The sequence below is a fragment of the Neorhizobium sp. 2083 genome, assembly GCF_031455615.1.
Classification (GTDB): Bacteria; Pseudomonadota; Alphaproteobacteria; order Rhizobiales; family Rhizobiaceae; genus Neorhizobium.
In genome coordinates, this window is sequence record NZ_JAVDTC010000007.1 from 207,905 (window position 1) to 232,912 (window position 25,008).

The 25,008-nt window shown below is 58.8% G+C and carries 22 protein-coding genes and 1 pseudogene; 12 read left to right on the forward strand and 11 right to left on the reverse strand.

Translation table 11 applies throughout. The features are described 5' to 3' along the window. Positions 1 to 21: 21 nt before the first annotated feature. Together ligD and J2X76_RS24925 are read right to left on the reverse strand one after the other, a co-directional pair. The gene (gene ligD / locus J2X76_RS24920; protein ID WP_310220157.1) at positions 22 to 2,658 is read right to left on the reverse strand and encodes a DNA ligase D; all 2,637 of its coding nucleotides are present in this window, start codon (positions 2,656 to 2,658) and stop codon (positions 22 to 24) included. A gap of 50 nt (positions 2,659 to 2,708) precedes the next feature. Then, positions 2,709 to 3,017 (reverse strand): hypothetical protein, encoded by a 309-nt coding sequence (locus J2X76_RS24925; protein WP_310220158.1) that lies wholly within the window; start codon positions 3,015 to 3,017, stop codon positions 2,709 to 2,711. Between the two features lie 179 nt (positions 3,018 to 3,196). Between J2X76_RS24925 and dinB the strand changes: the two genes are divergently transcribed. Further along, positions 3,197 to 4,285, forward strand: coding sequence for a DNA polymerase IV (dinB, locus tag J2X76_RS24930; RefSeq protein ID WP_310220160.1), 1,089 nt, complete (start codon positions 3,197 to 3,199; stop codon positions 4,283 to 4,285). Here dinB and J2X76_RS24935 read toward each other — a convergent pair. Continuing rightward, positions 4,282 to 4,773: an SOS response-associated peptidase gene (locus J2X76_RS24935; protein ID WP_310220161.1), complete on the reverse strand. Its 492-nt coding sequence runs from the start codon at positions 4,771 to 4,773 to the stop codon at positions 4,282 to 4,284. The two genes, dinB and J2X76_RS24935, sit on opposite strands and share 4 nt — an antisense overlap. A gap of 312 nt (positions 4,774 to 5,085) precedes the next feature. Here J2X76_RS24935 and J2X76_RS24940 point away from each other — a divergent pair, with 312 nt between their 5' ends. After that, positions 5,086 to 5,676: an SOS response-associated peptidase gene (locus tag J2X76_RS24940; RefSeq protein WP_310220163.1), complete on the forward strand. Its 591-nt coding sequence runs from the start codon at positions 5,086 to 5,088 to the stop codon at positions 5,674 to 5,676. A 222-nt stretch (positions 5,677 to 5,898) separates the two neighbouring features. Here the strand turns inward: J2X76_RS24940 and J2X76_RS24945 are convergent. The 5 genes and pseudogenes from J2X76_RS24945 to J2X76_RS24970 form a co-directional block, all read right to left on the reverse strand. Next, positions 5,899 to 6,230: pseudogene (locus tag J2X76_RS24945) on the reverse strand (EamA family transporter); the annotation flags it as partial. Between the two features lie 344 nt (positions 6,231 to 6,574). Further along, positions 6,575 to 7,201: a glutathione S-transferase family protein gene (locus J2X76_RS24955; protein ID WP_310220164.1), complete on the reverse strand. Its 627-nt coding sequence runs from the start codon at positions 7,199 to 7,201 to the stop codon at positions 6,575 to 6,577. Positions 7,202 to 7,332: 131 nt separating this feature from the next. Beyond that, positions 7,333 to 8,175, reverse strand: a complete 843-nt coding sequence (locus tag J2X76_RS24960) for an alpha/beta fold hydrolase (RefSeq protein ID WP_310220165.1) — start codon at positions 8,173 to 8,175, stop codon at positions 7,333 to 7,335. 85 nt (positions 8,176 to 8,260) lie between these two features. Beyond that, the gene (locus J2X76_RS24965) at positions 8,261 to 8,734 is read right to left on the reverse strand and encodes an isoprenylcysteine carboxylmethyltransferase family protein (protein WP_310220166.1); all 474 of its coding nucleotides are present in this window, start codon (positions 8,732 to 8,734) and stop codon (positions 8,261 to 8,263) included. A gap of 21 nt (positions 8,735 to 8,755) precedes the next feature. Beyond that, the gene (locus J2X76_RS24970; RefSeq protein WP_310220355.1) at positions 8,756 to 9,649 is read right to left on the reverse strand and encodes an NAD(P)/FAD-dependent oxidoreductase; all 894 of its coding nucleotides are present in this window, start codon (positions 9,647 to 9,649) and stop codon (positions 8,756 to 8,758) included. A gap of 105 nt (positions 9,650 to 9,754) precedes the next feature. On the opposite strand from J2X76_RS24970, the gene J2X76_RS24975 reads away from it, so the two are divergent. Then, positions 9,755 to 10,399, forward strand: coding sequence for a TetR/AcrR family transcriptional regulator (locus J2X76_RS24975; protein ID WP_310220167.1), 645 nt, complete (start codon positions 9,755 to 9,757; stop codon positions 10,397 to 10,399). A 558-nt stretch (positions 10,400 to 10,957) separates the two neighbouring features. Here J2X76_RS24975 and J2X76_RS24980 read toward each other — a convergent pair. Further along, the gene (locus J2X76_RS24980) at positions 10,958 to 11,833 is read right to left on the reverse strand and encodes a ribokinase (protein ID WP_310220169.1); all 876 of its coding nucleotides are present in this window, start codon (positions 11,831 to 11,833) and stop codon (positions 10,958 to 10,960) included. Positions 11,834 to 12,130: 297 nt separating this feature from the next. Here J2X76_RS24980 and J2X76_RS24985 point away from each other — a divergent pair, with 297 nt between their 5' ends. The 3 genes from J2X76_RS24985 to J2X76_RS24995 all read left to right on the forward strand — a co-directional run bounded on the left by J2X76_RS24985 (position 12,131) and on the right by J2X76_RS24995 (position 16,026). Continuing rightward, positions 12,131 to 12,955, forward strand: a complete 825-nt coding sequence (locus J2X76_RS24985) for an IclR family transcriptional regulator (RefSeq protein WP_310220170.1) — start codon at positions 12,131 to 12,133, stop codon at positions 12,953 to 12,955. A 294-nt stretch (positions 12,956 to 13,249) separates the two neighbouring features. Continuing rightward, positions 13,250 to 15,223, forward strand: a complete 1,974-nt coding sequence (locus J2X76_RS24990) for a VCBS repeat-containing protein (protein ID WP_310220171.1) — start codon at positions 13,250 to 13,252, stop codon at positions 15,221 to 15,223. After that, entirely contained in the window at positions 15,217 to 16,026 is an 810-nt protein-coding gene (locus tag J2X76_RS24995) for a shikimate dehydrogenase (protein WP_310220172.1), read from the forward strand. The genes J2X76_RS24990 and J2X76_RS24995 overlap by 7 nt, the downstream gene beginning before the upstream one ends. Positions 16,027 to 16,217: 191 nt before the next feature. On the opposite strand, the gene J2X76_RS25000 is transcribed toward J2X76_RS24995, so the two are convergent. Both J2X76_RS25000 and J2X76_RS25005 read right to left on the reverse strand, forming a co-directional pair. Next, positions 16,218 to 17,150, reverse strand: a complete 933-nt coding sequence (locus J2X76_RS25000) for an SMP-30/gluconolactonase/LRE family protein (RefSeq protein ID WP_310220173.1) — start codon at positions 17,148 to 17,150, stop codon at positions 16,218 to 16,220. 6 nt (positions 17,151 to 17,156) lie between these two features. Next, entirely contained in the window at positions 17,157 to 18,164 is a 1,008-nt protein-coding gene (locus J2X76_RS25005; protein WP_310220175.1) for a Gfo/Idh/MocA family oxidoreductase, read from the reverse strand. A gap of 185 nt (positions 18,165 to 18,349) precedes the next feature. Between J2X76_RS25005 and J2X76_RS25010 the strand changes: the two genes are divergently transcribed. From J2X76_RS25010 to J2X76_RS25035, 6 genes are all read left to right on the forward strand, one after another. Beyond that, the gene (locus J2X76_RS25010; protein WP_310220176.1) at positions 18,350 to 19,180 is read left to right on the forward strand and encodes an IclR family transcriptional regulator; all 831 of its coding nucleotides are present in this window, start codon (positions 18,350 to 18,352) and stop codon (positions 19,178 to 19,180) included. A 143-nt stretch (positions 19,181 to 19,323) separates the two neighbouring features. Beyond that, positions 19,324 to 20,376 (forward strand): sn-glycerol-3-phosphate ABC transporter ATP-binding protein UgpC, encoded by a 1,053-nt coding sequence (locus J2X76_RS25015; RefSeq protein WP_310220177.1) that lies wholly within the window; start codon positions 19,324 to 19,326, stop codon positions 20,374 to 20,376. A 48-nt stretch (positions 20,377 to 20,424) separates the two neighbouring features. After that, positions 20,425 to 21,366 (forward strand): sugar ABC transporter permease, encoded by a 942-nt coding sequence (locus tag J2X76_RS25020; protein ID WP_310220178.1) that lies wholly within the window; start codon positions 20,425 to 20,427, stop codon positions 21,364 to 21,366. Between the two features lie 9 nt (positions 21,367 to 21,375). Next, complete coding sequence (locus tag J2X76_RS25025) at positions 21,376 to 22,221, forward strand: carbohydrate ABC transporter permease (RefSeq protein ID WP_310220179.1); 846 nt, start codon at positions 21,376 to 21,378, stop codon at positions 22,219 to 22,221. Between the two features lie 50 nt (positions 22,222 to 22,271). After that, a complete protein-coding gene (locus J2X76_RS25030) occupies positions 22,272 to 23,570 on the forward strand; it encodes a sugar ABC transporter substrate-binding protein (protein WP_310220180.1) in 1,299 nt (432 codons plus the stop codon). A gap of 290 nt (positions 23,571 to 23,860) precedes the next feature. Further along, entirely contained in the window at positions 23,861 to 24,889 is a 1,029-nt protein-coding gene (locus J2X76_RS25035; protein WP_310220181.1) for an aldo/keto reductase, read from the forward strand. Positions 24,890 to 25,008: the final 119 nt, after the last annotated feature.

A 25,008-nucleotide genomic window follows, 5' to 3' on the forward strand; every position in this document is an offset into this window, starting at 1 on the left:
TGGTCCGGGCCAGTATCCTGCTCACGCTGCCCGCTTTGATTTTCCGAGGCGCCGGATTGCCTGCTCCAGCGGCCGCTCGCCATCGCAATAATCCTGCCAGGCCGAACTTTTGGCAAGCAGCGTCGGCACCGTGCGGAGCGTAAACCGTTTCGGATCCAGGTCGGACTTCACCTGGGTCCAGGTGAGCGGCATCGATACGGTGGCGCCGGGGCGGGCGCGTGGTGAGAGCGGCGCGACGGCGGTGGCCATGCGGTCGTTGCGGAGATAGTCGAGGAAGATCCTGCCGCCGCGAAGGCTCTTGGTCATTTTGATCAGGTAGAGGTCGGGATTGTCGCGCGCCATCTCAAGGCAAACATCATGCGCGAAGCCCTTGGCCTCCGCCCACGCGAGAGGCTTGCGCTTGTTGACGGCAAGCGGGGTCACGACATGCAGGCCCTTGCCGCCCGTCGTCTTGCAGAAGCTGACGAGGCCGAGCTCATCGAGCCGGTCGCGCATCTCGCGGGCGGCTGCCACCACGGTCGCAAACGGCACGTCGGGACCGGGATCGAGGTCGAAAACCAGACGGCCGGGCACCTCCGGCTTGCCGGGCTCACAATTCCAAGGATGCAGCTCGACACCGCCGATCTGAGCGATCGCCGCCAGCCCCTCGATCCTGTCGATCTGCAAATAGGGCTTCTTGTCGCCGAAGACTTTCACCAGCTCGAGAAGATTGGAGGTCCCGGGCATCGCATGGCGCTGGAAGAACTGTTCTCCGCCGATGCCGTCCGGTGCGCGGATGATCGAACATGGCCGGCCCTTGATATGCTCGATGAGCCAGGCGCCGACGGCTTCATGGTAGCGGGCGAGATCTTCCTTGGTAACAGGCTGGCCGTCGCCGGCGTCTGGCCAGAGCGGCTTGTCGGGGTTCGAGATGAGCACGCCCATCACCTCCGCCTTCGCGCCTTTGCGACGAACTGGCTTGTGTCTGGCGGCCGCGGCAGGTTCAGCCGTTCCCGTCTTGACAGGCGGCGCCGGTTTTTCGGCCTCGACCTCTTTCGCAGGCTTATCCTCACGCAGGCCTTTGAACGCTGCCTGGCGCACGAGGCCGTCGGCAGTCCACCCTTCGAATTCGATTTCGGCGACAAGCTCGGGCTTTACCCAGACAACTTCGGCCTGCTTCTTCGGCGCTCCGATACCGGTGAACGGCGATCTCGCTGTCTCCAGCGCCTTCAGTCTCGGCAGCAGCATGTCAACTTTCTTCGCGCCGTAGCCGGTTCCGACCCGACCGACATAGACGAAGTGATCACCGCGGTGGACGCCAACCACGAGAGACCGGAACTTGCCATTCGTCTTGGCATATCCGCCGATCACCACCTCATGGCCGGCCCGGCATTTGGACTTTGCCCAAGTGTCGGTGCGGCCGGATTGATAGGGCGCATCCATCTGCTTGGAGACGACGCCCTCGAGATGCAGCTTGCAGGCGGAGCGCAGCACGGCATCTCCGCCGGACTCGAAATGCTCGACATAGCGGATGCGAGGATCGTCACCGGCATCGTTGAGAAGTTTTTGCAGCCGCTCCTTTCTTTCGATCAGCCGCATCGACCGCAAATCCTCGCCGCCGTCGAACAGCAGGTCGAACGCGAAATAAACAAGATCGCCGGTCTTTTCTTCAGATAGAGCAGCCTGAAGTGCTGCGAAATCGGGCGCGCCATTCTCATCGAGCGCACAGATCTCGCCATCGACAATGCAATCGGGCAGTTCGGACGCCGCGTCCGCGATCTCGTGGTATTTCGCGGTCCAGTCGAGGCCCTTGCGCGTCTTCAGCGTTACTTGGCCATCGGCGACACGTATCTGGATCCGATAGCCGTCGAACTTGATCTCGTGCAGCCAATCGTCGCCGGCCGGTGGCCGATCGAGCCTGTCGCAAAGCTGCGGCTCAATGAAATCCGGCAGGTCGGCGGCGGCGGAGCTCGCGACATCTTTGCGGGTCTTCTTCTTGCGCTCGTTGGCGGCCAGGCCATGTTTGCTGTCCCAGACGGCGTCCGCCTCGATATCCGTATTCGCCATCATGAACGGCCGCGGCTTGCGCCCCTTGCCCTCGGCGATCTGCTCCATGCTGCGGCCGGAAGCGACCGAGGTCGCGTTTTCCTCGAGGATCACCGCACCATTTTCCTCGACCGAATGATCGTCATGATGCTTGATCAGCAGCCAATTCGTCCGCTTGCCGCCATCGCGGTCATTGCGCATTCGAACCAGGACGAAGCTGCCGTGCAGCCGCTTTCCCTCGAGCGTGAACTTGAAATCGCCCTTCTTCAGGGCCTCTTCGGGCGACTTGCGACCTTCCGGCTCCCAGTAGCCGCGGTCCCACAACATCACCGTGCCGCCGCCATATTGACCCTTGGGTATCGTGCCTTCGAAGTCACCGTAGTCGAGCGGGTGGTCCTCGACCTCGACCGCCAGTCGCTTGTCATGCGGATCGAGCGATGGTCCCTTAGTCACCGCCCAGCTCTTGAACACGCCATCAAGCTCGAGCCGGAGGTCATAATGGAGCCGCGTGGCGTCGTGCTTCTGGATCACGAACCGCCGGCGGTTCGATGGTTTGACGCCCGCTTCCCCGCTCGGTTCGCTGGTCTTCTTGAAATCACGCTTGGCGCGGTACTTCGAAAGATTGTCGGCCATGGAACTCATGATCTCCTGCCGACGCGCAACCTGCGCCGGCATCGTGCTGGTCAGTCTTGTGACACGCGCAGCGCACCGGCATTTCCGAGACTGCGCTGCACGGCGGCGACCTGGCTGGATGCGATATCCGCCGAGACCTCGATCTCGCCTTCGAGCGGCGCGTCACGACGGGCGCCATCGTCATGCGAGGCATCGCCGCCCGATGGCGCCGCGCCGGCAGTATTCCGGTCGCTAGCCGACTGGATGAAGATATCGGGCCGGGATATGCCGTGTTGCTGAACCAGATGCTCGACGGCAAGGTCGGCTGCTTCTCGCGTTTCGAACGTGGCTCTGATCGTCGTGGTGCTGTCGTCCGCCATTAGGCCAACTCCTGATGTTGATTTCCTTAGGGATGAGAACGCCGCCGGTGGCTGGTAGTTTCGGCCGCAGGGCCGAAACGCCATAGAAAAGGTTGATATCGCGCCGAAGCCTGCTATGTTCTTGCTTTGTTTCGGCGTGAATTTCTAAAGCCGATCCTATCTCGATCGCTGAAGCCGCCATGAACGACATGAGCTCGCCCCCTGTCCGAAAAATCATCCATGTCGATATGGATGCGTTCTACGCGTCGGTCGAGCAGCGCGACAATCCCGATTTGCGCGGCAAACCTCTTGCGGTCGGCTATGCGGCCGCGCGCGGCGTGGTGGCGGCGGCAAGCTACGAGGCGCGTGCGTTCGGCGTGCATTCGGCGATGCCGTCGGTGACGGCGAAGCGCAAATGCTCGGAGCTGATCTTCGTGCCGCCGCGCTTTGACGTCTATAAGGCGGTGTCGCAGCAAATCCGAGAGATTTTTGCCGAATATACGCCGCTGATCGAGCCGCTGTCGCTCGATGAGGCCTATCTCGATGTCACCGAAAACCTGAAGGGCATGGAGATAGCGACCGAGATCGCTCTGGAGATCCGCGCGAAGATCAAGCAGGTGACCGGCCTCAACGCCTCGGCCGGAATTTCCTACAACAAGTTCCTGGCGAAGATGGCGAGCGATCTCAACAAGCCCAACGGCCAGGCCGTCATCACGCCGAAGAACGGGCCGGCCTTCGTCGAGGGCCTTCCTATCAAGAAATTCCATGGTGTCGGCCCCGCTACCGCCGAGAAAATGCACCGGCTCGGGATCGAAACCGGCGGCGATCTCAAGCGGCAGACCCTCGAGCTCCTGGTCGAGCATTTCGGGAAGTCGGGGCCGTACTTTCACGGCATCGCCCGCGGCATTGACGAGCGCCAGGTCAAGCCGAACCGGGTGCGCAAATCCGTCGGTGCCGAAGATACCTTCTCACAGGACCTCCATGCCTATGACCAGGCCCGGCAAGGATTGCAGCCGCTGATCGAAAAGGTGTGGGGTTATTGCGAGGCCAATGGGATCGGCGCCAAGACGGTCACGCTCAAGGTCAAATATGCCGATTTCAATCAGATTACCCGCAGCAAGACTGTTCCCACTCCTCTGGCCGCGATCGCCGACCTGGAGGAGATCGTCGACCTGCTGCTGGCGCCGAACTTTCCGCCCCGAAAGGGCATTCGCCTGCTCGGCGTCTCGCTGTCGTCGCTCGAAAGGCGCTCCGCGGGAGCGGAACCGCAACTGCGGTTGGCGCTTTAGATCGCCAGCAGCGGCTGGGCAGGCTCGCCGGCGTGGCGTTTGACCCGGAAGGTGCCCGGCGGCAGCTGCCGCAGGATTTCCTCTTCGGGGACAAGTCCATCCAGCCAGGCCATGCGCTGGTCGCGTGTCAGCACCGCCATCTGCCGATCGTGAATAGGCGCGATGTCGGCATTCGCCTCGATGGTGAGGATGGCATAGGCCTCCGGCCAATTCTCAGCCGGCCGCCAGATCCCCGCGAAATAGAACCAGTCGCCGTTGGCGAGCGAAAAGCTGAAGCTCTTATGGCGAAACTCCGAGGCCGGGACCAGGCAGCGGTGGCTCGGAAATGCCCGCCCTTCCGATCGGACGACGTTGACAGCGCGCGGGCCGCCGTCGCGGGGTCGCAGCCCCCATGGCAGTTCCACCATCTCCACATCGCCGTCATGGCGTCTTATGATGACGCGGCGCTCGTCGAGCGGGGCGTCGGATTGGAAAATGGTCGCCTTCATAGCGACAGGAACGTACCAGGAACATATACATTAGACAAGATCGATGGATAATTCCATGCGGATGAATCAAAGCTGCCAATTTCAATGCGCCCAATTGAGACCGAGCTTCAGATGGTCATGCGACACGTGCGAGATGGCGCTGCCATCGTCGTGCGTCAAACTGTGCTCGTCAAAAGACTGGCCACGCTCAGTCTGCCGACACAGGAAGCTAAGGAGCTGCTCGTTCTACTGGAGCGCGTGCAATCCGAGCATATATTGCACCTGCAGCGCCTTGGTCGCGAGGTGATGGGACCACACTCGAAGGGAAGAGCAATGTGCAATGACTATCGGCTGATGGTGGATGCCGCCTCGATCGCGAAGGACTTCGCCGACCTCAAGATCAAGATCCGTTTCGGCGAAGGCACGCCGAACCTCCAGGCGCGGGAGGACATCAAGATCACCGACGTCGGACCCATCGTCAGGACGATCGACGGGATCCGCGATGAGGGCGAGCTCGTGCAGCGGCGCTGGAGTTGGCCGGGGCCGAACAAGCGGCCAGTCTATAATTTCCGGTCGGAAGGTCGAGAATTCACATCCAATCGCTGTCTGATCGTTGCCGATGGCTTCTACGAGTTCACGGATCCGAAGGACCCGAAAAAGAAGCGCAAGGACAAATGGCTGTTCACGAAGCAGGACGAACCGATCTTCTGCATCGCCGGCATCTGGCGCGAAACGCCGGAAATCGGGCAGGCTTTCACGATGCTGACCATGGAGCCGGGGCCGGACATCGTGCCGTACCACGACCGGCAGATCGTCATCCTTAAACGCAACGCCTGGGCCGACTGGCTCGATCCGAAGGTTTCCGCGAAGTCGTTGATCAAGCCTCTCCCCGCGGGGACCCTGTCTGTGGAGCAGGTTGGCTGAACCGGAAGACCCGCAGCACCATCCTGATCAACTGTCGATTCCAAAAAATAGCTGCCGCGTGGGTGCATTGAACGCATGCAATTGTGGGATGATCATAACAACCCCATGGGTTACCGTCACCTACCATCCCATCAGCTAGGCGGATCCTATGACGCCCACCGCTCAATGTTGGCCGACTTACATTGGATGGCGAAGAATTGGTCTCCGAGATGGGGCCTACCTCTAGAAGATCAGGACCATCCCAGCGACAACAAATGCGGCTCCCGCCCATGCGCCAGACGCAGGAATTTCACCTGTTTTCAGCCAGAGCATCGGCAGGATTATGACGGGCGTCGTCGCAGACAGGGTCGAGACTATGCCGACCTTTTCGCCGGACAGCGCGAAGAGAAGGAGCGTCATGCCGATGGCCAGGGCGATGGTACCCGTCATGGCAGTTTGGAGGAACACGGTGGTGGTCAGCGAGCTCTTCGGTTTGACTGCCTCCATGGGAGGCGTGTGAGTGCCGTCAGGCAGAGGGCAGCGATCGCAACACGCAGCGCGGAGGCGGCCAGAGGCCGAGCAGGCCGGCAACGAAGAGTTGCGCGTCGTTGAAGGCCGGAGCTCCGAGATGTCCGGCTGACCCTGCAGACAGCAGCCTGTCAGCGCCAGAACGTCGCGGCGCCTACTGCCACCAGTTCAAAGATCGGGATCTCGTCCTCCTCATTCCACGGCCCGCTCATCTCGCCGCTGAAGTTACCTATGCTTGCGCGCCCATCGCAGGTTCTGGGTCAGTCCGCCATAGCCGTAGGCATCGCCGGCGACGGGGTGGGCCAGCACATAGCTCGCTTCGTGCACGGGACCGACCGGACGTCATCGATCTGCTAAACACCTAGTCCGCGCATCTTAGTGTTAGCCCATGTCAGCCTGAATCGCCTCTCTCGAAATGGGCGATCTGGTCAGCCACTGCCTTCCTGAAAGCCGGCCGGCTGCAGACCCTCTGAATATAAGCTTCCAGAGTGGTTGAAGCCGCAAATTCGCGGAGATCGGGGGTCCGCAGGATGTCGGCCATGAGGAGATCCGCGACCGTGAAACGTGACGAGGTGAGCCATTCCCGGGTGTCGAGGATTTGCTCCAATTGACGCAAACGGCTGCGGAGTTTGTCCGCGAAGGCATTATCGTGACCCGCAGAGGAAGACAGGAACAACCAAGGAGCACTTACAATCTCTACCGTGTTCAGAGCGGCTATCACCCATTGCAAGGTGTCAACTTCGCCTGCAGGTTCTCGGGGCATAAGTATTTCGCTTTTTCGGGCCACGTAGAGAAGGCATGCTCCGCTTTCGAAGATCGTCAACTCGCCGTCCGTCAAGAAAGGGACGAGTCCGAAAGGCTGTCGCTGGAAATGTTCAGGGCCGCGGTCTCTGAAGGGCAGCACCCTCGTAGCATAGACGAGACCCGCTTCTTCGAGCGCCCAGCGTAGGCGAACGTCGCGCACATAGCCACGCTTGGTTTTTGGCACCCAGTCAAAGGTCCATATCGTCAGGGTCATAAACGAGGATCCTCCATGTGTACGATGCCCTCATCTGCAGTGATATCGGGCGGCAGGTTAGGACGGGGTTAGCACCTCAAGCGGCTCCCTGTTAGGACTGGATTGCAGGGTGACGGCTGACGAATGATCCGCTAGTTGGCCCATGCCACGATCCGTTCCGCTATCGCTTCGGGAGCCTCTATGTGCAGGAAGTGACCGACGTGGGGGACGACTTCCCGCGCGTGCCGGGCGGCGAATCGATGCCGATCGTCGAGCTGCTGAGGTCGGATGCCGCCGTCGTCGGCACCGTGAAGCTGCAGCAGGGGCACGGTGATCGGCTGAGACAGGCGGCGCAACAACGCGAGCATGCCGGGTCGCAGCATCTGCCGGTAGTATTTGAGGGGCGCAGGCATGCTCGCCCGCAGATCCTTGTGTAGCTCCGCCCGCAGAGCCGGATCAAGCGAGAGGCCGGGCGACCACTGACGCCAGAGGCGGTCAATGAGGGCGAGATCGCGGGCGGTAGCCAGCCAGCCGCTTCCCGGCAGTTGAAAGAGCCCCATGTGCCAGTTCCGGCGTAGCTGAGCCAGGCTCGTCTGCTTTAAGAAAGTGTGTGGGTGGGGGATGGCGAGCGTGACTGCGCGTTTGATCCGCTCTGGCGCGGTAGCGCACGCGTCGTATGCGATAAAAGCGCCCCAGTCATGGCCGATCAAATCTACGGCTCGCCCGGGAGACCAGTGGTTGATCAGCGCGAGCACGTCGCTAGTGAGAGATGCAAAGTCGAACGGCCCAGCGGTCGGGGATGGAGCGTAACCGCGAAGCCAGGGCGCGACGACGTGACGTCCTCGGCGGCCGAGCTCGGCAAGGAAGGGCTTCGCAGTCGGCGGGTGGTCTGGGAAGCCGTGCAAGACCACCGTCGGCCGACCACTTGGATCGCCGCCCTGCAGTGCGTGAAAGGTGCCGTGTGGCAGGTCGAAGGTTACGTGTTCGAAGTCCATTTGGGTCGGGTTCCTCTGAGAACGGTCATTTGAGGATCAGATGCCCCACTCCTGCGAGGCCCTGTAGGCGGCAGCGCCGGAATAGTCAGAGCCAACGGCGAACCTCAGCCTTGTAGCGGCGGTAATCGTCGCCGAACTTCGCTTCGAGATAGCGCTCCTCGCGGGCGATAACCTGCGTATGGATCGCGATCAGCACCAACGGAAGCAAGGCGAAGGCGATCGGTCCGTCGAAGCCGATCGCAAGGCCGGCATAGATAAGCGCCATACCGAGATACATGGGATTGCGGGTCCACCGATAGGGACCGGTCGTTGCGATGAGAATCGTTGGCCGCGACGGCGGAACGTTGGTGCCTAGCCGCCGGAACAGCCCCGCCGCTGCAAGCATGATCGCCGCGCCGGCAACGAACAGCAGCGCGCCCGTCGGGACCAGCAACCGCCAGTCGATGCCGAAAGAGCGCAGGGTGACGAAGCGCTCCGCCGCCAGCCCCAATAGCAGCGCTCCCAGATAGACGAAGGGCGGAGGGAAGCGCACGCCCGCGCTGTCCGGTTCGGCGGCCATGTTCATCTCCAATCTGTGCTGTCAAACCAGCATCGACTGCTGGGCTGAGATGCCCGCCATCGCGCCGTACGATATTGCCGTGGTGACCGAGGGCATGCCGGGGTTGGCGAGGTCGCCGGCGGCGTAGATGCCGGGCATACTGGTTTCACGGCGCTCGTCAACTTTGAGGGCAATGCCGGTTGGCGTATCGACCGTGGCGAGGCCTAGGGATTCATGCAGGCTTGTGGACGGCTTGGTGCGCGGATGCGCGAACAGAATGTCGACCGCGACATCGGGAGCGGTATCGAGCTTGACGGTGGCATTATGGCCCCCGTGACGGGCGATCCCGGTGATCCGGCCATCAGCGACAGGCACGTGGCGGCCCGCCAGATCGGCGCGGATATCGGGTGCAATGTCGTGACCATCGGCGAAGACCGTCAACGTGTCGGTCCAATCGTGGAAGAGTCTGACCTGATTCATCGACTGCGGGCCGGACCAGACGAGGCCCCAATGCTGGCTGGCGACTTCAAAGCCATCACAATAGGGGCAGGGCACGATGGATGTGCCCCAGCTTTCGGCAAAGCCGGGAACAGCAGGCATCTGGTCGACGACGCCATAGCTCAGGATCAGGCGGCGCGCCCCGAGGCTTTCCCCATCGCCAGTGAGGACGGAGAAATTGTCGAGGGAGCCGGAGATGCTGTCGGCTCGGGAATTGACCAGCTTGACCGTGGGATAACGCGCCAGTTGCTGTCGCGCCTCGGCCAGGATGTCCAGCGGTGGCTTGTGATCGTGGCCGAGCAGACCATGGGAACGGCCGGCGAAGCGATTGCGCGGCAGGCCGGTATCGAGAACGGTGACCTTGCGGCGCGCACGACCGAGCTGAAGGGCCGCGGCGAGGCCGGCAAAGCTGCCGCCGATGATAATGACGTTATCCATGTTGATGGGCTCCATTGCAGTTGGCCTGGGCCTGGCTTGCAAATTTTAGACACTGCGTGGTATCGTAATTCAAGAATTAGGATACTGTCAAGGACTGGAATTGTCGTGACCGAAAATAGCCAGATTCGGCGGGGCCGCCCCGCCAACGAGGCGCTTGGCCAAACTATAATCGACGCCGCGTGCGAACTTTTCGTGGAGTTGGGTTTTCAGGCGACGACATTGGACAAGATAGCCCAGCGAGCGAAGATATCTAAGCTCAGCATCTATCGGCGCTTCGAGAACAAGGAGGCGCTGTTCGGCGCGGCCATCGCGGCCGGCTGCCATCAGTTTGCACAAGCCCTTTTTGCGGGCGTCGACGGTTCGGCCGAGGAGCAGCTCATGGCGGTGGGATCATCCTTGCTTCGCACGCTGTTGAGGCCGGACGTCCGTAGTGTCGAAGCCATGATCATGGCCGACAACACGAATCAAAAGTCGTTAAGCAAGCTCTTTTACGAAGCCCGTCCCGCCCATATCATCGCCCAAATCGAGGCCCTGTTGCGTCAGTTGCACGCGAAGGCGGTTCTGAACGTGCCCGATCCTCTCCAGTCCGCCCGCTTGTTTGCCGCGCTTTTCAAAGGATCCGATCTCCTGATTATCGCACGCTTCGATGAGGCGAGAGCAGAGGACGACAATGAAATCGAATCCTATTGCCGGTCGGCCGTCGCCATGTTCATCGCCGCGCACGGTGGCCACGAGCACGCGGTCGGATAGCCTAGGCGTACTTGTATGAAATTTCGAATGCTCGCGTTGACATCAACGTGACTATTATCGTGGTAGTGGGCTGACCGGCCGAGTAACGGCTACCACCCCATGCGAGGCCTTAGTGCCGGCTAACAGACCGTCAGCTTTTGGGAAGCTGCAACGGTGGTCTGAACGGCAAAGTAAAAAGCGCGAAGTGTCCATGATACGATAGACAGCAGGCGCCTAGGGCTTCGCGCGCCCGCCTGCGCTAAACTGCCGATTAAACCCAAGACCACGACAACGATGCTCGCCGAGGCACCGAAAATGATCAGCTTTGGCAGGAAGTCCGCCTCGCTCGGCCGAGATAGAAGAACCAGACCGAACACAAGAGCCTTAGGGTTGAGCGTCGTCGTCAGATATATTCGGCGTGCGGTCACGGCGCCGCATGCGACGTATTTGTTGGGCCGGGACTTAATAGGAGAATGAACAGCGCTGAGATATATGCTGGATAGCTCGTTATAGGTCGCTCAGTCGTCCTACCTCCAATTAATCCCAGTGGGGTTCAAGCACTTGTTTCCTTTGGTTTTCTCAAGCCCAATTATCTGTCTCGTCGCTGCGAGGAATGCTCGATTGGCTTCCCGGACGTGAGCAGGCAATCGCTGCGGCCTTTGCGGCTCGTCGCATTGCCGCATCGAGCGGAAAACCTCGATCGAGAGCAGACGCGAGGACACCTACAAAACAATCGCCAGCTGCGGTCGTATCTACAGCATCAATCGGTAGCGCCGGGACCGATTCTTTCTTGCCATGGAGAAAAGCTTCGGCTCCTTTTCCTCCCATCGTGCGCAAGACGCCGGTATTCAGGGCATCGGACAAGGATCTCGCGCTCGGTTCGCAGCCAAGCCAACTGGAAAGAGCTTCGGCCTCGTCTTCGTTGACGATCACGATGTCGACGAGTGAGAGAAGGTCGGGATCGAGCTTACGGGCCGGCGCGAGGTTGAGAATAGATTTTGCCGAATGTTTGGCAACCCGCCTGATCAGATTTTCGATCTGAACAACATCGTTCTCCATCTGCAAGAGGACGAAACTTGCGTTACGAAGCAACTCATCTTCAACGCCATCGGACTTGGCCGCAAGGTTGGCGCCCGCCGCAACTGCGATCATGTTGCGGCCGTCAGCGTCGATCATTACTGCGGCGGAGCCAGTGGGCTCTTCCAATCGGACCACGCGGCTGATATCGACTTCCCGTTCCAGATTTTGAAGGGCGATGGGAGCCATCGCGTCCTTACCTACCGCACCGATCATGGCGACATTTGCGCCGTCCCGTGCAGCTGCAATCGCTTGGTTAGCCCCCTTCCCTCCAGCCTCGGTTCTGGATCCGCGGGCTAAGATCGTCTGACCCGCTTCAGGTATCTGGTCGACCAGGTAGATGAGGTCAGCATTTATGGATCCGAACGTGACGATCATGCTTTAATTCTCAATTTGTTGCCGGAGGGCGCCAACGCATAATTGCTGCGAGCTTCGCTTCAACATCGCAATGAAAGTCGCCGTCACACTCGGAGAGTGACCTTTCGATTAGAAGATGTTTACATTTTAGAATCCATTTCTGTTTTTCTCAAGCCCCAAATATTGCCAGAATCCTAACAGTGACCCCAGCGCCCACCACAGAGGTTTGCAACCAGCGAAGATAGTTTCGACGGCCTTTGGAAGCCTATTCCAGTTTGGAAACAAACCTTGTACTCTCCGCCAAAAGGAGATTCAGGCTTGACTGTAGCAGCCGTATCAAGATGCCTCACACTTCTGGAAGTGTTGGCTGGTGAAGCAGGACCAATCGAGTTGTCCGACCTCGCTGGACGGCTCGATATGCCGGCTAGTGCCGTCCATCGTCTGTTGACGACCCTCATCAGCCACGGATGGGTAACACAAGACGCCGCGAGCCAAAATTATGCTTTGTCTCTTCGGTTAAGCGCATTAGCATTCCGAAACCTTGATGCGCGAAACGTCCCGGATGTGGTCCAGTCCGTTTTAAATCGGTTGGCGACGCAGACCCAAGAATATTGTCGCCTCGCAATCCTGGAAGGCGAGGATTTGGTGTGGGTGGCACGTGCACAAGGTGCGACAACAGGCCTCCGATACGATCCGGACATGGGACAGGAGATCGTTCTTCACGCAACGGCAAATGGAAAAGCATGGCTTTCCACTCTGCCCGAAGAACGAGCGCTTGAGATCGTGTATTCGCGCGGCTTTACGGCCAAACGAAAGTTGGGTCCCAACTCTGCTCAAACCATCGATGAACTCAGAACTCGGCTGCATGAAACGCGAGAACGAGGCTTCGCAACCTCTGTCGAAGAAGGAGAGGCTGGCACCGCCGCTGTCGCCGTTCCATTTCGGGCAAGTTCGAACGCAGAAGCTCCGGTGGCGGGGACTATTTCCGTCGCAGGGCCTCTCATGCGCCTAACCGAAGATCGTTGGCCTGACCTTGCCCGCTCACTTCATACGGCCGCGGCGGAACTGAGTGATATCTGGCCTCTCCGAATTCGTCAGCGAACCATGACGCCGCTGATCGTGGCCACGGGCGCAGTGCGGTAGCTGCTACCCACCAGTACGGCACATTAGAAGCGCGGGGGACCGCCAGCTCTATAGTTGCGCTGTTAAGGTCTCTTCCGTTTACGAGCAGGCGCCTGTTTGCAGTTTTCAAAGCTATCGCGTCCCGCCAGGTGCAGCGATAATCTTTTACGTTCGCCGTCCGGGTCCGCCCCCAACTCTCCCCGCTCTGTAGTCTGATGGTTCACCCGCAAAAAATGCAGCTCCATTTTTCGACTAGATTTGAAAGGAGTTTTCGTTTTAGAATTGATTTCCAGATAAATGAATAGGGAGGGCTCTATGAGCGTTACTCGATGGGAGGACGACGCCACCGTTTGGCATGGTCCCAACTACGGCTCGGAAGCATTGCAATATCATCCTGACGTAAAGTCAGCGGCCGTTGCAGGGCGCATCATTACATGCGTCGAAGTGGTGGACTGGAGCGGCACAGGCACGAAGGACATGCTGATTTCGGCCTGGGACGCCTGTTATGACGGTCGTGTCTTCTTGCGCCGCCAGATCGGCACGAATTCCGACGGCACCCCTATTTTGGGTGAAGAGGAACTGGTCGAAGGCATCCGCGGCTACGTGACGGCAGTCAGGGATGGCAATATTTTTCACCTGGTCTCGGCATCTCGTCTGCGCAAGCAGATCTATGTTTTCCCCAATATCGGCATGAAGGGTGCGCCAAAATTTGGCGATCCCGTCCGGCTCGACCTGGATGCCGACTGGGTCAAGGGCAATGAGTATTTCCACATGGCCCGCTTCCACGACATCGATGGCGATGGCGTGGCTGAGTTGATCGTCGGCAGTGACTATTGGAACGACTACTGGCCGAACGGTCTGGAATGGAATGACGAAGGATATCGCGGATATGACGATGCCGGCCGCTGGCTGGGTGGTCCGCTGCGCGGTTTCCTCTACGCCTTCAAGAACAGGGGCACGCTCGCGGCCCCTGTTCTGGAAAAGGGACATGCGCTCATCGCCGGAGAAACGCCGCTCGAGGTCTATGGCCAGCTTGCTCCAGCCTTCGGTCGCTTCGGAGCCGAGCGCCAGAGCATCGTTGCCGGCGAATTCTGGAATATCCTGCATATCGCAAAACAGCGCGAAGACGGAACTTTCGAGCCTACCAGCCTGGTCCGCACCCTCGACGACAAGGTTCTGGAACTCGAACAATGCATCCACCTGCCCTGCGTGGTCGATTGGGATGGCGACGGCCGCGAGGATATCCTTTACGGCGCAGAGGACGGCTATATCAGCTTCCTCAAGAACGTCGGCAATGGCGAAGACGGTCTTCCTCGTTTCGAACAGCGCGGGCGGATCGAGACCACTAAGCCTCTAATCCATGCCGGCATCCTGCCAAGCCCGGCCGCGTACGACTTCAGCGGCGACGGCCACTACGACCTGGTCGTCGGCAACAGTACTGGCGAACTGCTCTTCTACCAGAGCCGGGAAAAGGACGGCACGATCTATCTCGACAGGGAAATCATGCTGAAGGGTGGCGACACGCCGATCCGGCTTGCAGCCGGATTGACGGGCTCTATCCAAGGGCCGTCGGAAAAAATGTTCGGCTATTCGTGCCCGACCCTTGCCGATTGGACCGGCAATGGCAGCATGGACATTCTCGTCAGCGACGTGACCGGCCGGCACCGTCTGTTCCGCAATACCGGCGAAAAGACGATCCCGCCACGCTTCGGCGAAGAAGAGTTCCTCACTTATAAGGGCAAGCCGCTGAAGACAGTCTGGCGGGTCCGACCGGCGGTCGTTGACTGGCTCAAGGACAACGAGCTCCACTATGTCGCATTGGATGAGGGCGGAGTCCTCAGCGACTGGAGGAAGGGGTCCGATACGGAACTCGTCGACAAGCGTTTCCTCCAATGGGAAAATGGCGATGCCATGCGCTTCACTGTGGATGTCGGCGGCGGACGCGGGCGGGTGAAGCTTTGTTTTTGCGATTGGGAAGGCACAGGTCGCACCGACCTGATCTTCGGTACTCATGCCCGCGCCTGCGTGCCGCCGGATCCGAAGACTGGGGCGCCTCGCAATACCACCAAGCAGGCCGGCCTCTTCTACTCGCGCAACGTGGGGACACCGAAAGAGCCTCGTTTTGCATTGCCGGTTCCGATCAAGCATCGAAACGTGACCATTCAGATGGCGATGCATGTCGCCTCCCCGGAGGTCGTCGATTGGGCTGGTCGCGGCGTGCTCGACATTATCGTCGGCATCGAGGACGGCAGCATTGTCTGGCTCAAGCGCGAGGAATTGTCGTGGTAAGTGGCGTCACCATTCGCGGCACGACTAAGCTGATTGGCATCATCGGCGACCCGATCGTCCAGGCCAAATCGCCGGCGGCGGTCAATCCGCTCTTTGCGGCACGTGGAGCCGATATCGTATCTGTCCCGCTCCATGTTCCTGCAAAGGATCTGCCTACGATCTGGGCCGGTCTGAAGGCCATGCCGAACCTCGTGGGATTCGGCATTACCCTGCCCCACAAGCAGACTGCTATCGATCTGTGCGATAGTCTTGACCCGGTTGCCGAGCGGGTCGGCGCCGTCAATCTCGTGCGCCGCGAGAAGGACGGCAGCTTCCGCGGCTACCAGTTCGATGGCAAGGGCTTCGTGCGCGGTCTCCAGTCCAAGGGGATCACGATCGAAGGCCGTGATGCACTCATCGTCGGAGCAGGAGGCGCCTCGGTTGCTATAGCATTCGCACTCGTCGAGGCCGGTGCCATTAGCATCACGGTATCAAATCGGACCGCGGACAAAGCTGAAGCACTAGCGGAGGCGGTAAATGCCGACTTCGGAAGGCAGGTTGCCAAAGCAGGCAGGCCAAAGCCGGAAGCCGGTCAGCTCGTCATCAATGCGACTTCGCTCGGCCTTCACGACACGGACGCGCTTCCGCTCGATCCGGACTTGCTGCAGCCGGGAATGACATTCGCCGAAGTCATTGCCCAGCCAGAAACCACGAGACTTCTCGCATTGGCCGCGGTGAAGGGCGTCGAAACCCATTCCGGCATGCACATGATCACCGGACAAGCCGACCTCACCGTCGATCACATCTGTGAGCTCTGGGCTTAGCTGCGTTTCGCCTTGGCGCACCAATCGTCATGCCTGACCCGGCGGACATGACGTTCTCGCGAGCCATCCGGTGTCGCGGCATATTCCGCGTCTTTAAGCGACATGAACCGAGCGTCATCTGAGCGCGCTCGATATGGCACTCGATCTCCGGACCGCTTTTCCTTCGAGGGAAGCTGTGAGCTTGGCCAAAGTTATCCGTCTCCCTGATGTTGCAGTCTCAGACCTTTCTCCGGCCACCGGAGTCGGCCAACCCGACCTGTCAGCGATAGGGTCACGACGGCATCCTGCAGGTCTTGCCCTACAAATCCCAGATTTGTCGGATAAATTTCCGGCATCCACACTTGGTCGAGTAATTGGCCTCCTGGCGAAACGACCGTTATGCAGCCCGTCACCAAGGTCGAGACGCAGATGTTACCTGACGCTGCTACCTTGAGACTATCCAACCGCTGAAAGCCGCCAAGCCCGATGATGAGGTCCCCTCCACTTTGGCTCGGAAATGGCTTTTTATGGACCACTCCCGGCTCGGCGATGGCGTAGCTCCACATTCGAGCGGTTTCCATCTCAGCGACGTAAAGGGTCTCGAGATCGGGCGACAAACCAATTCCGTTTGGCGCAAGGAGCGGAAACACCACCCTCTTTATCGAACTGCCATCGGCTTTTCCGTAAAACACCGCACCGTGGTCGCGCTGGAACTCCCGCACCCTGCCGGTGTCCGTAAAATAAAACCCGCCATGGTTATCGAAAACGATGTCATTTGGACCGCTAAGGGTTCGGCCGTCGCATTGATCATACAAGGTCGTAACCTCGCCGGTAGAGATATCGACCTTTTGGATCATGCCGCCGCCGTAGTCAGGAGCCAGGCCGGCGGGACGCAGCCAACCGCCCTCCTCTGCCCAGGTGAACCCTCCATTATTGCACACGTAGAGCGCCCCATCCGGTCCCAGAGCCATCCCGTTGGGACCACCGTTGGTCACCGCCAGCAGTTCGTGTCTTCCGCCTTCTCTGATCCTCACAATCCTGCCACGGCCGATCTCCACCACGGCGATCGAGCCGTCAGGAAGTTCAACAGGTCCTTCCGGGAAGTGAAGTCCCGTCGCGATGATCTCGATATGAGGTTTCGTCATGGGATCCTAGCGACTGCGTTCGACCTGCTCAGGCGCCCCCCCGTTTGCCGCCGAACGATAGCCCGCTTCAATCACGGCCAGCGCGCGCTCCGCTTCGAGCAGGCCCGCAACGGGAGGGCGCCCATTTGCGAAATCCGCCCAGCTGCGGCGGAGGAAGACCGGGTAATATTCGTCGGTGTTGTACTCGATGGTCGCCGCGAATGCCTTCTCTTGCTCGCGCGACTTGGCATAGAACCGGTCGGCATAACCCCGAATGTAGGAATGACGATGCGACAGCGAAAAGGCGAAATCCCGCTGATCGTCGGCTGTGGAGGGATACAAGTACCCTGTCTCGATCACGCCGATCTGCCCTGCGGCAGTTCGGCAGGTGAAGACAGCCTGTTCGTCGACGGTTACATCAGGTCGGTAGATCTGGACCTGGCCTGAAACCTCGGTGATGGGGGACTGCGTCAGGTCTGTGATCAAGTCGATGAAGTGAATGCCAACATTCAGCATCGACCCACCTCCTGCGAGCGCCTTGTCAAGCATCCATGCGCACCCGTTTCGCTCATATCGAGCGACCGAGCCTACAACAAATCGGAAGGAGAGGTGTTGAAACCCGTCTGGCATGAGGCCTGCAGCCGGCGAGAGACGATCAGCCAGGTCGCTGACGCGTTGAATGAATGGCACACTCACGAAGACGCCGTGTTTCTCAGACAGTTCGCGGATACGACGAACTTCCCCGAGATTAAGCCCGCATGGCTTCTCGATGAGAAAGGGCTTACCCTTGGCGATCAGCCGCTCGGCGAGTTCGGCCATGTCGGAATGACGGCTGAATACAAGCGCGAAATCGAAATCCTGGCTCATCAGTTCGTCGTTGGAACCATACAGCTTGCAATTGAGCAGCTCGGAGAAACGCGCGCCGGCAAATGCCGCGCTGTCGGATATGCCGATGACTTCGATCCCCGGATCCTTCAGTGCAGCGATGTAAAGCGGAAAATGCCAGTGGCTGACGTCGAATACTGCGATCTTCATCACGACTCCGTTCATTGCGGGTTTATCAAGGCGAGTAGCCATGATTAAACTCAACAAAGGCAACGACCCGGATGATCCCCATAGCGCGCGGCCTGATGGTTTATTGCCGTTCAAGCGGCTCCTTGTGAAACGCCCCTCGCAATGCTATTGGAATAGCGTTCCGATAAATCGAATATCGTGGTATCATGCGACTTGTCAAATCCCTTCTAGACCGTTGTTTTGACCTCATCACACTGTTGAGTGAGAACGCCAGCGGGCTGTCACTCGGTGAAATCAGCCGCCGGCTGGACGTCCCAAAGAGCGCGGCGCATCGCCTGCTCAACAGCCTATGTGACTTAGGCTGGGCCGAACAGGACCCAGAGAACGGGTTCTACCGACTTTCATTGCGCCTCGCCGTGGTGGGCCAGCGCCTGCTCGCGGGGACACGGATTCCCGACATCTGCCAGCCGATTCTGGACCGCTTGGCGAACAATACGAAGGGGCTCGGCAGGATTGCGATCCTTGACCCAGATGGTTTGACCTGGATATCCCATTCACAAGGCATGCGGTCCGGCCTGATCTACCAGCCGGAATTGGTAGCGAAGGTCCCGTTGCACACGACAGCCAACGGAAAAGCGTGGCTGGCAACACTGGATCGAGAGGAAGCGTTGGCCAGGGCCGTAGCGAGCGGGCTCGGACGAACAGACCTGGGTGGTCCGCGGGTTATTACCTCCCGGCAGACGTTTTCTGCGGCCTTGGATGAGACCGAAGAACGGGGATGGGCCACTGCGATCGAGGAAGCTGAACCCGGCGTCGCAGCTGTCGCCGCCGTCATTCGCGTTGCGGGCCAGGTTGTTGGAACGGTCAGCATCGCCGGACCGATCCACCGCTTTTCGCCGCTCGTACTCCCTCAGTTAGCGGAACAGGTGAAGGCCACTGCCGAGGAACTTTCCGACCTTTGGCCCTATCGGATCGCCTCGCCCGCCCCACAAGCCAACGCTTCGAATAAGTCGCAAGTAGTTGGAAATATTATCTAAAAATTTTCATTAACGACCAGTGTGCTTATCGCATCGCTGACCTCTGTTGACACCTGCCTTTCTTAATGGAATAACGTTCCGATAGCGATTGTGGAGATCGCCTTGAGGAAGTGGCTGCTTCGGTGGCCGGTAGGAGGAAACAGTTGGCAAGTGTTGAGCTGAAGGCCGTTCGTAAAGCTTACGGCGCCGTACCCGTGCTTCATGGCGTGTCTGTCGATATCCATGAAGGTGAATTTGTAACCTTGGTCGGGCCCTCGGGTTGCGGAAAATCAACTCTGTTGCGGATGATCGCCGGCCTCGAAAATATCTCCGGCGGCGAAATTCAGATCGGCGGACGCACCGTCAACGACGTACCTCCGAAGGCCAGAGATATCGCTATGGTCTTCCAGAATTATGCCCTTTACCCGCATATGACCGTCGCGGAAAACATGGGCTTCTCCTTGAAGCTCAAAAAGGCTTCCCGCGAGGAGCGGACAACGCGCGTTCAACGAGCAGCCGAAATCCTGAGCCTTGCGAAACTCCTTGATCGCTACCCTCGCGAACTGTCAGGCGGCCAGCGTCAACGCGTGGCGATGGGCCGCGCGATTGTTCGCAATCCGCAAGTCTTCCTGTTTGACGAGCCGCTCTCGAATCTCGATGCAAAACTGCGTGTGCAAATGCGTGCCGAAATCAAGGAACTGCATCAGCGGCTCAAGACCACCACCGTCTACGTGACCCACGATCAGGTCGAGGCGATGACGATGGCCGATAAGATCGTTGTCATGCACGACGGTCATGTCGAGCAGGTCGGCGCGCCGCTCGAGTTATATGATTATCCTGCTAACGTATTTGTCGCTGGATTTATCGGCTCCCCGTCGATGAACTTTCTCAAGGGTACGGTGGAGAAAGGTCACTTCGTACTTGAAGACGGACACAAGCTGCCTTTGCCCGCGGGCGTGGCCGAAATTCCCGAAAAAGTGATTTACGGCGTGCGCCCTGAGCATCTCACCCTCAGTGACGAGGGACTGCCGCTTACCGTCACAGTCGTCGAGCCGACAGGCTCGGAGACACAGATCATCGCTCGGCATGGCGTTCAAACCATCGTTTGCATATTCCGAGATCGAGTTCTTCCGAAAGTTGGCGAGACCATCACTGTCGCCCCCGATCTTTCACGCGTCCACCTGTTCAGCGAGAGCACCGGCCGGCGGTTGTCCTGACAACACGCCACCGCTCTGCATTAGCCGCCTCACGGGAATAATAACCGAATGTCGATACCTCCATTACAAGTCAGCACTGACCAAAGCGCGACACATCTGGCGAACGACGTCGTGGGCGCCACTGACGACGCCAACCGCTTCAGTTGGGCTCCCTTCCTTTGGTTTACGCCCGCGATCTTGATCCTGTTTCTTGTGACGCTTTATCCAACCATCTTTGTGATCTGGTTGAGCTTCCAGAAAACGAAATACTACGCTCTCGTTGGCTTTAATGGTCTCACCAATTACATTGAAGTTCTAGGATCATCCGCGTTCTGGGACACGACCGTCATTTCCCTCACGTACGTCGCGGGATCGCTCGCAGGTGCGATAATCCTTGGGATGGCCTCTGCGCTGGTATTGAATCGGGCGGGCATTACTGGGTCTGCGCTGCGCGTCTTCATACTTTTTCCCTGGACGCTATCCATGTCCGTCGTTGGTAGCATCTGGCTCTGGCTCCTCAATCCCTCGTTTGGACCCATACCCTACGTGATCCAGAAGCTGGGGATCGATCCCGGCCTGATGTTGGGGGATCCGGCCATGGCATTGCCCCTTCTCATCATCGTCACAGCTTGGTGGTCGTTCCCATACGTCATGGTCATGGCGACAGCAGCCATGCAGTCGATTCCCAAAGAACTTTACGAGGCAGTCGAAATCGATGGAGGCGGTGCGTTTGTGAAATTTCGTTACGTCACGCTCACCGAAATCCTGCCCACTTTGGGAAGCACGGCGCTGACCCTCTCCATCATGTACCTGACCTTGATGACATTGATCATTGTCATGACCGGCGGAGGACCGCTGGGTTCGACTACCACGCTCAGTTTCGAAGCGTTCCGCGGCACCGTCCAGGCGGTCAACATTGGGCCGACTGCCGTCGTCTCGATCGTCGTCCTTATCATCAATGTCGCCCTTGGTGCTCTTTATACCCGGCTGACCGGCCGCGTTACCGGATAGGATGCTAAAATGAGCAGCGCTCTCTCGAACCGCACAACCGGACAAATGCCCGCGATCCTGGGATCTTTGGTTATCGGGATTATCGTTCTCGGACCCGTGCTATGGGCCTTCGCGACATCCTTCAAGACAGAAGTAGAAGCGGTTGTTGTTCCCCCGACCTTGTGGCCGAATTCGCCAACCCTAGAAAACTATATCAAGGTCTTGAAGGACGCTGCTTTCTTCACCGACCTTTGGAACTCTGTCGCCTACTCCGTCGGCGCTGTCATCATCGCTCTTCTCGTTGGAATTCCTGCGGGCTACGCCGCCGCCCGCTTTTCATTTAAAGGGAAGCGAGCACTGATGCTCGTGGTCCTCGCGACGTCGATGGTGCCAGGGGTCGCGCTGCTGGTTCCCACTTATTACCTGCTGGAAACGATCGGTCTGCTCAACAGCGGAATCGTAGTGACGCTCATCCTCTCGGCAAGGATTATCCCTCAAACGGTCTGGTTCATCGCCAATTTCGTTGAAGCTGTTCCAGTTGAGATCGAGGATTCTGCGATGATCGACGGCGCATCCCGATTTCAAATTATCTGGGCTCTGATCTTGCCGCTCATCCGGCCAGGCATAGCTGCCGTCGCGACAATCGGCATTGTGACGACCTGGAATGACTATATCACGGTGGCGGTCTTTGCGCCCGAGGTGGCAAAACGGACCCTGCAGGTCGCCCTTGTCAATCAGGTTTTCGACGCTGTCGGCATTTCGTGGTCCTACATGATGGCCTTTGTGATGGTCGCATCATCACCAGTCATCCTCATGTTCGGCTTCGTCCAGAAGTGGTTCATCTCCGGCCTGACGGCCGGCGCCGTTAAAGGCTGATGACGCAAACAAACCATCCACACACCTTGTTCAACCTGGGAGGAAGACGCATGCAAACCATATCGAAACGGAAAATCATCAAATCGTCCGCGGCGCTGGCAATTGGGACCGCCATCTTCGCTTTCGCTGCTCCGCAAGCTTTTGCCCAGAGCACGAAGATCATTTACCAGACGTTCCTGGATCCGAACAATTCGAAGGATCCCCGGTCTGCTGCTCAGACCAAGATGATCGATGCTTTTCAGGCGAAGAACCCTGACATCAAGATCGAACTTCTTGTTGATCCGACCGGGGGAGCTGCAGCTCGCGCCATCAAATCCGGCGCCCAAACCCCAGATGTGATCCGCGTCGTCGGCTTCGCGGTTTCCGAATTCGCTGCCACCGGCAATCTCCTCGAGCTCGATGATCTGGTGAAGAAGGACGGCATTCCGGATGGGGATTGGCTCCTGCCGCTGTCGGGCACCAAGGTTGCCGGGAAGCTTTATGCTCTTCCCCAGGACTTCCGTATTCCAATCCTCTTCTATCGCAAGAGCATGTTGGAGAAGGCCGGGGTCAAGCCGCCGGCCACCTGGGATGAAGTGTGTGCACTAGGCGCCAAGTTCGGCCAGTCGGATACGATCACGTTCGCCGTTCCGTTGGGCGCCACCGGCGGCCTCGGGGGTGCTCAAAGCCTCGGAGAATTTTTCCTCAGTTCAATGTTACCGGGAAATGGCGGTAAGTATTTCACACCTGACGGAAAGATTGCTTTCTCGAAGGAGTCTTTCATCAAGGCAGCACAAACCATCAAAGACTTCTACACGAAGTGCAAGGTCACTCCGCTTCGCAGCGCTCAGATGGGGTTCAATGAGTTGCACGACGCGCTTCGTTCCGGCAGCGCCGCGACAGCGGTGTTCGGCGTTTATCGCTACAAAACTGTGCAGCAACAAGGGGGCGGTGACGATCTGGCCTGGGCACCTTCGCCTGGGTATGCGGCCAGCGACAAACAGACGGTCTACAGTTATAATATTGCGATCAACAAGAAGACCGCCAATAAGGATGCCGCCTGGACTTTCGTGAAGTACATGGTGTCTCCGGAAGCTCAGGCTCTCGCAGCCGAGGGTGGTGAAGTCGTTTCACGCAAGACCGCATACACTGCGCCATACTTCCAGACCGACGCCGGCAAGGATCAGAAGCAATGGGCTGATCTTGTCGGACAGCGTGGTCAAACCGTTGAGTATACACCGATCCTCTCGACCTATCACACCATTCTCGGCGAAGCATTCCAGAGAATGATCCTGAAAGACGGATCGCCGGCGGACGCCTACGATGAGCTGATCGAGCGGTACAACGCGGCGCTCGCTAAGGCACAGTAAATGACCTTGGCTTGAAATAAGACACTGGATGGATCCGGCTTGGCTGCTCCATCCAGCCCCCTGTCACAACACGACAACCCCTGACGTCGTCAAATCGGCGACGCTCGAATTAGTGGTTCCGGCTTCCGAATTTTCGCTTTTTCAAGGTTGAAGAGCGGACGGCATTATTGCGCCCTGCGATCGCGGATGCGCACGAGCTTTCTTCGGATTGAGCCGAATACAAACAAAGAGAGGCACCCGTTATGAGGTATCGTTTTCTTGGAAGAACCGGAGTTCAAGTCAGCGAGTACATGCTCGGTACCATGAGCTACGGATCAGATGGGAACACAGACGAAAACGAGTGCATAAACATTTTGCACCGAGCTCTTGATCGCGGCATCAACTTCATCGACACCGCTGACACCTACTCTCATGGAGAATCCGAAGAGATCGTCGGTAAAGCGATTGCCGGCCGCCGCGACAAAGTGGTGCTTGCGACGAAGTTTCGCTTGGCGGCCGGCGAAGGGCGCAACGAGCAAGGCGGCTCCCGCTACTGGATTATGAAGCAGATCGAAAACAGCCTGCGAAGGCTAAACACCGACCATATCGATCTTTATCAATTTCATCGACCCGACCTGCAGACTGATCTCGAGGAAACCCTCGGCGCTCTCAGTGACCTGGTTACTCAAGGCAAAGTTCGGTACATCGGCTCCTCAACATTGCCAAGCTGGTACCTCGCAGAGACGCTATCGGTAAGCCGATCGAATAAGATTGCACGATTCATCAACGAAAGCTCACCCTATTCGATCTTTCAGCGCGCCGCGGAGAGAGAGACCCTGCCCGCCGTTCAACATTACCGTATGGGTTTCACCGCCTGGAGCCCGCTGAACGGCGGCTGGTTAACTGGAAAATACAAAGCCGATGGCGCAACGCCGTCAAGCTCCAGGGCCGAGCGCGTAAAAGGACAGTGGGGACACCACTACCCGATCCTGCAAACCCGCTTCGACATGACACGCGAGGGTAATAGGCGCAAACTGGATTTGCTTCCGGAACTTGAGCGCGTCGCAACCGAGGCAGGTATGTCTCTTATGCACATGGCGCAGGCATTCCCACTCGCGCACGCCGCTGTGACGTCTGTGATCCTTGGCCCTCGCACAATCGAGCAATTTGAAGCCATGGAGGCCGGTTTTGAAGCCGTCCTTCAGCCGGCGACGCTTGACCAGATCGACGCACTTGTTCCCCCGGGTGTGCTCGTCGAGGAAGCCGACCGGGGCTACGTTTCTCCGTGGCTCGTGCCAGAGGTACGTCGTCACGGCGCAAAGGTTGCTAATTTAATCTGACTGCGACGGGGCTTCGGTATCAGCCGGAAAGCTCGCCCGTTTGCTAAAGGGCAAACGTGATCCTGATACCGAGCACCCCCCTCGCCCCGGTCTGAGAACCATCGATATTTAAGAACTGA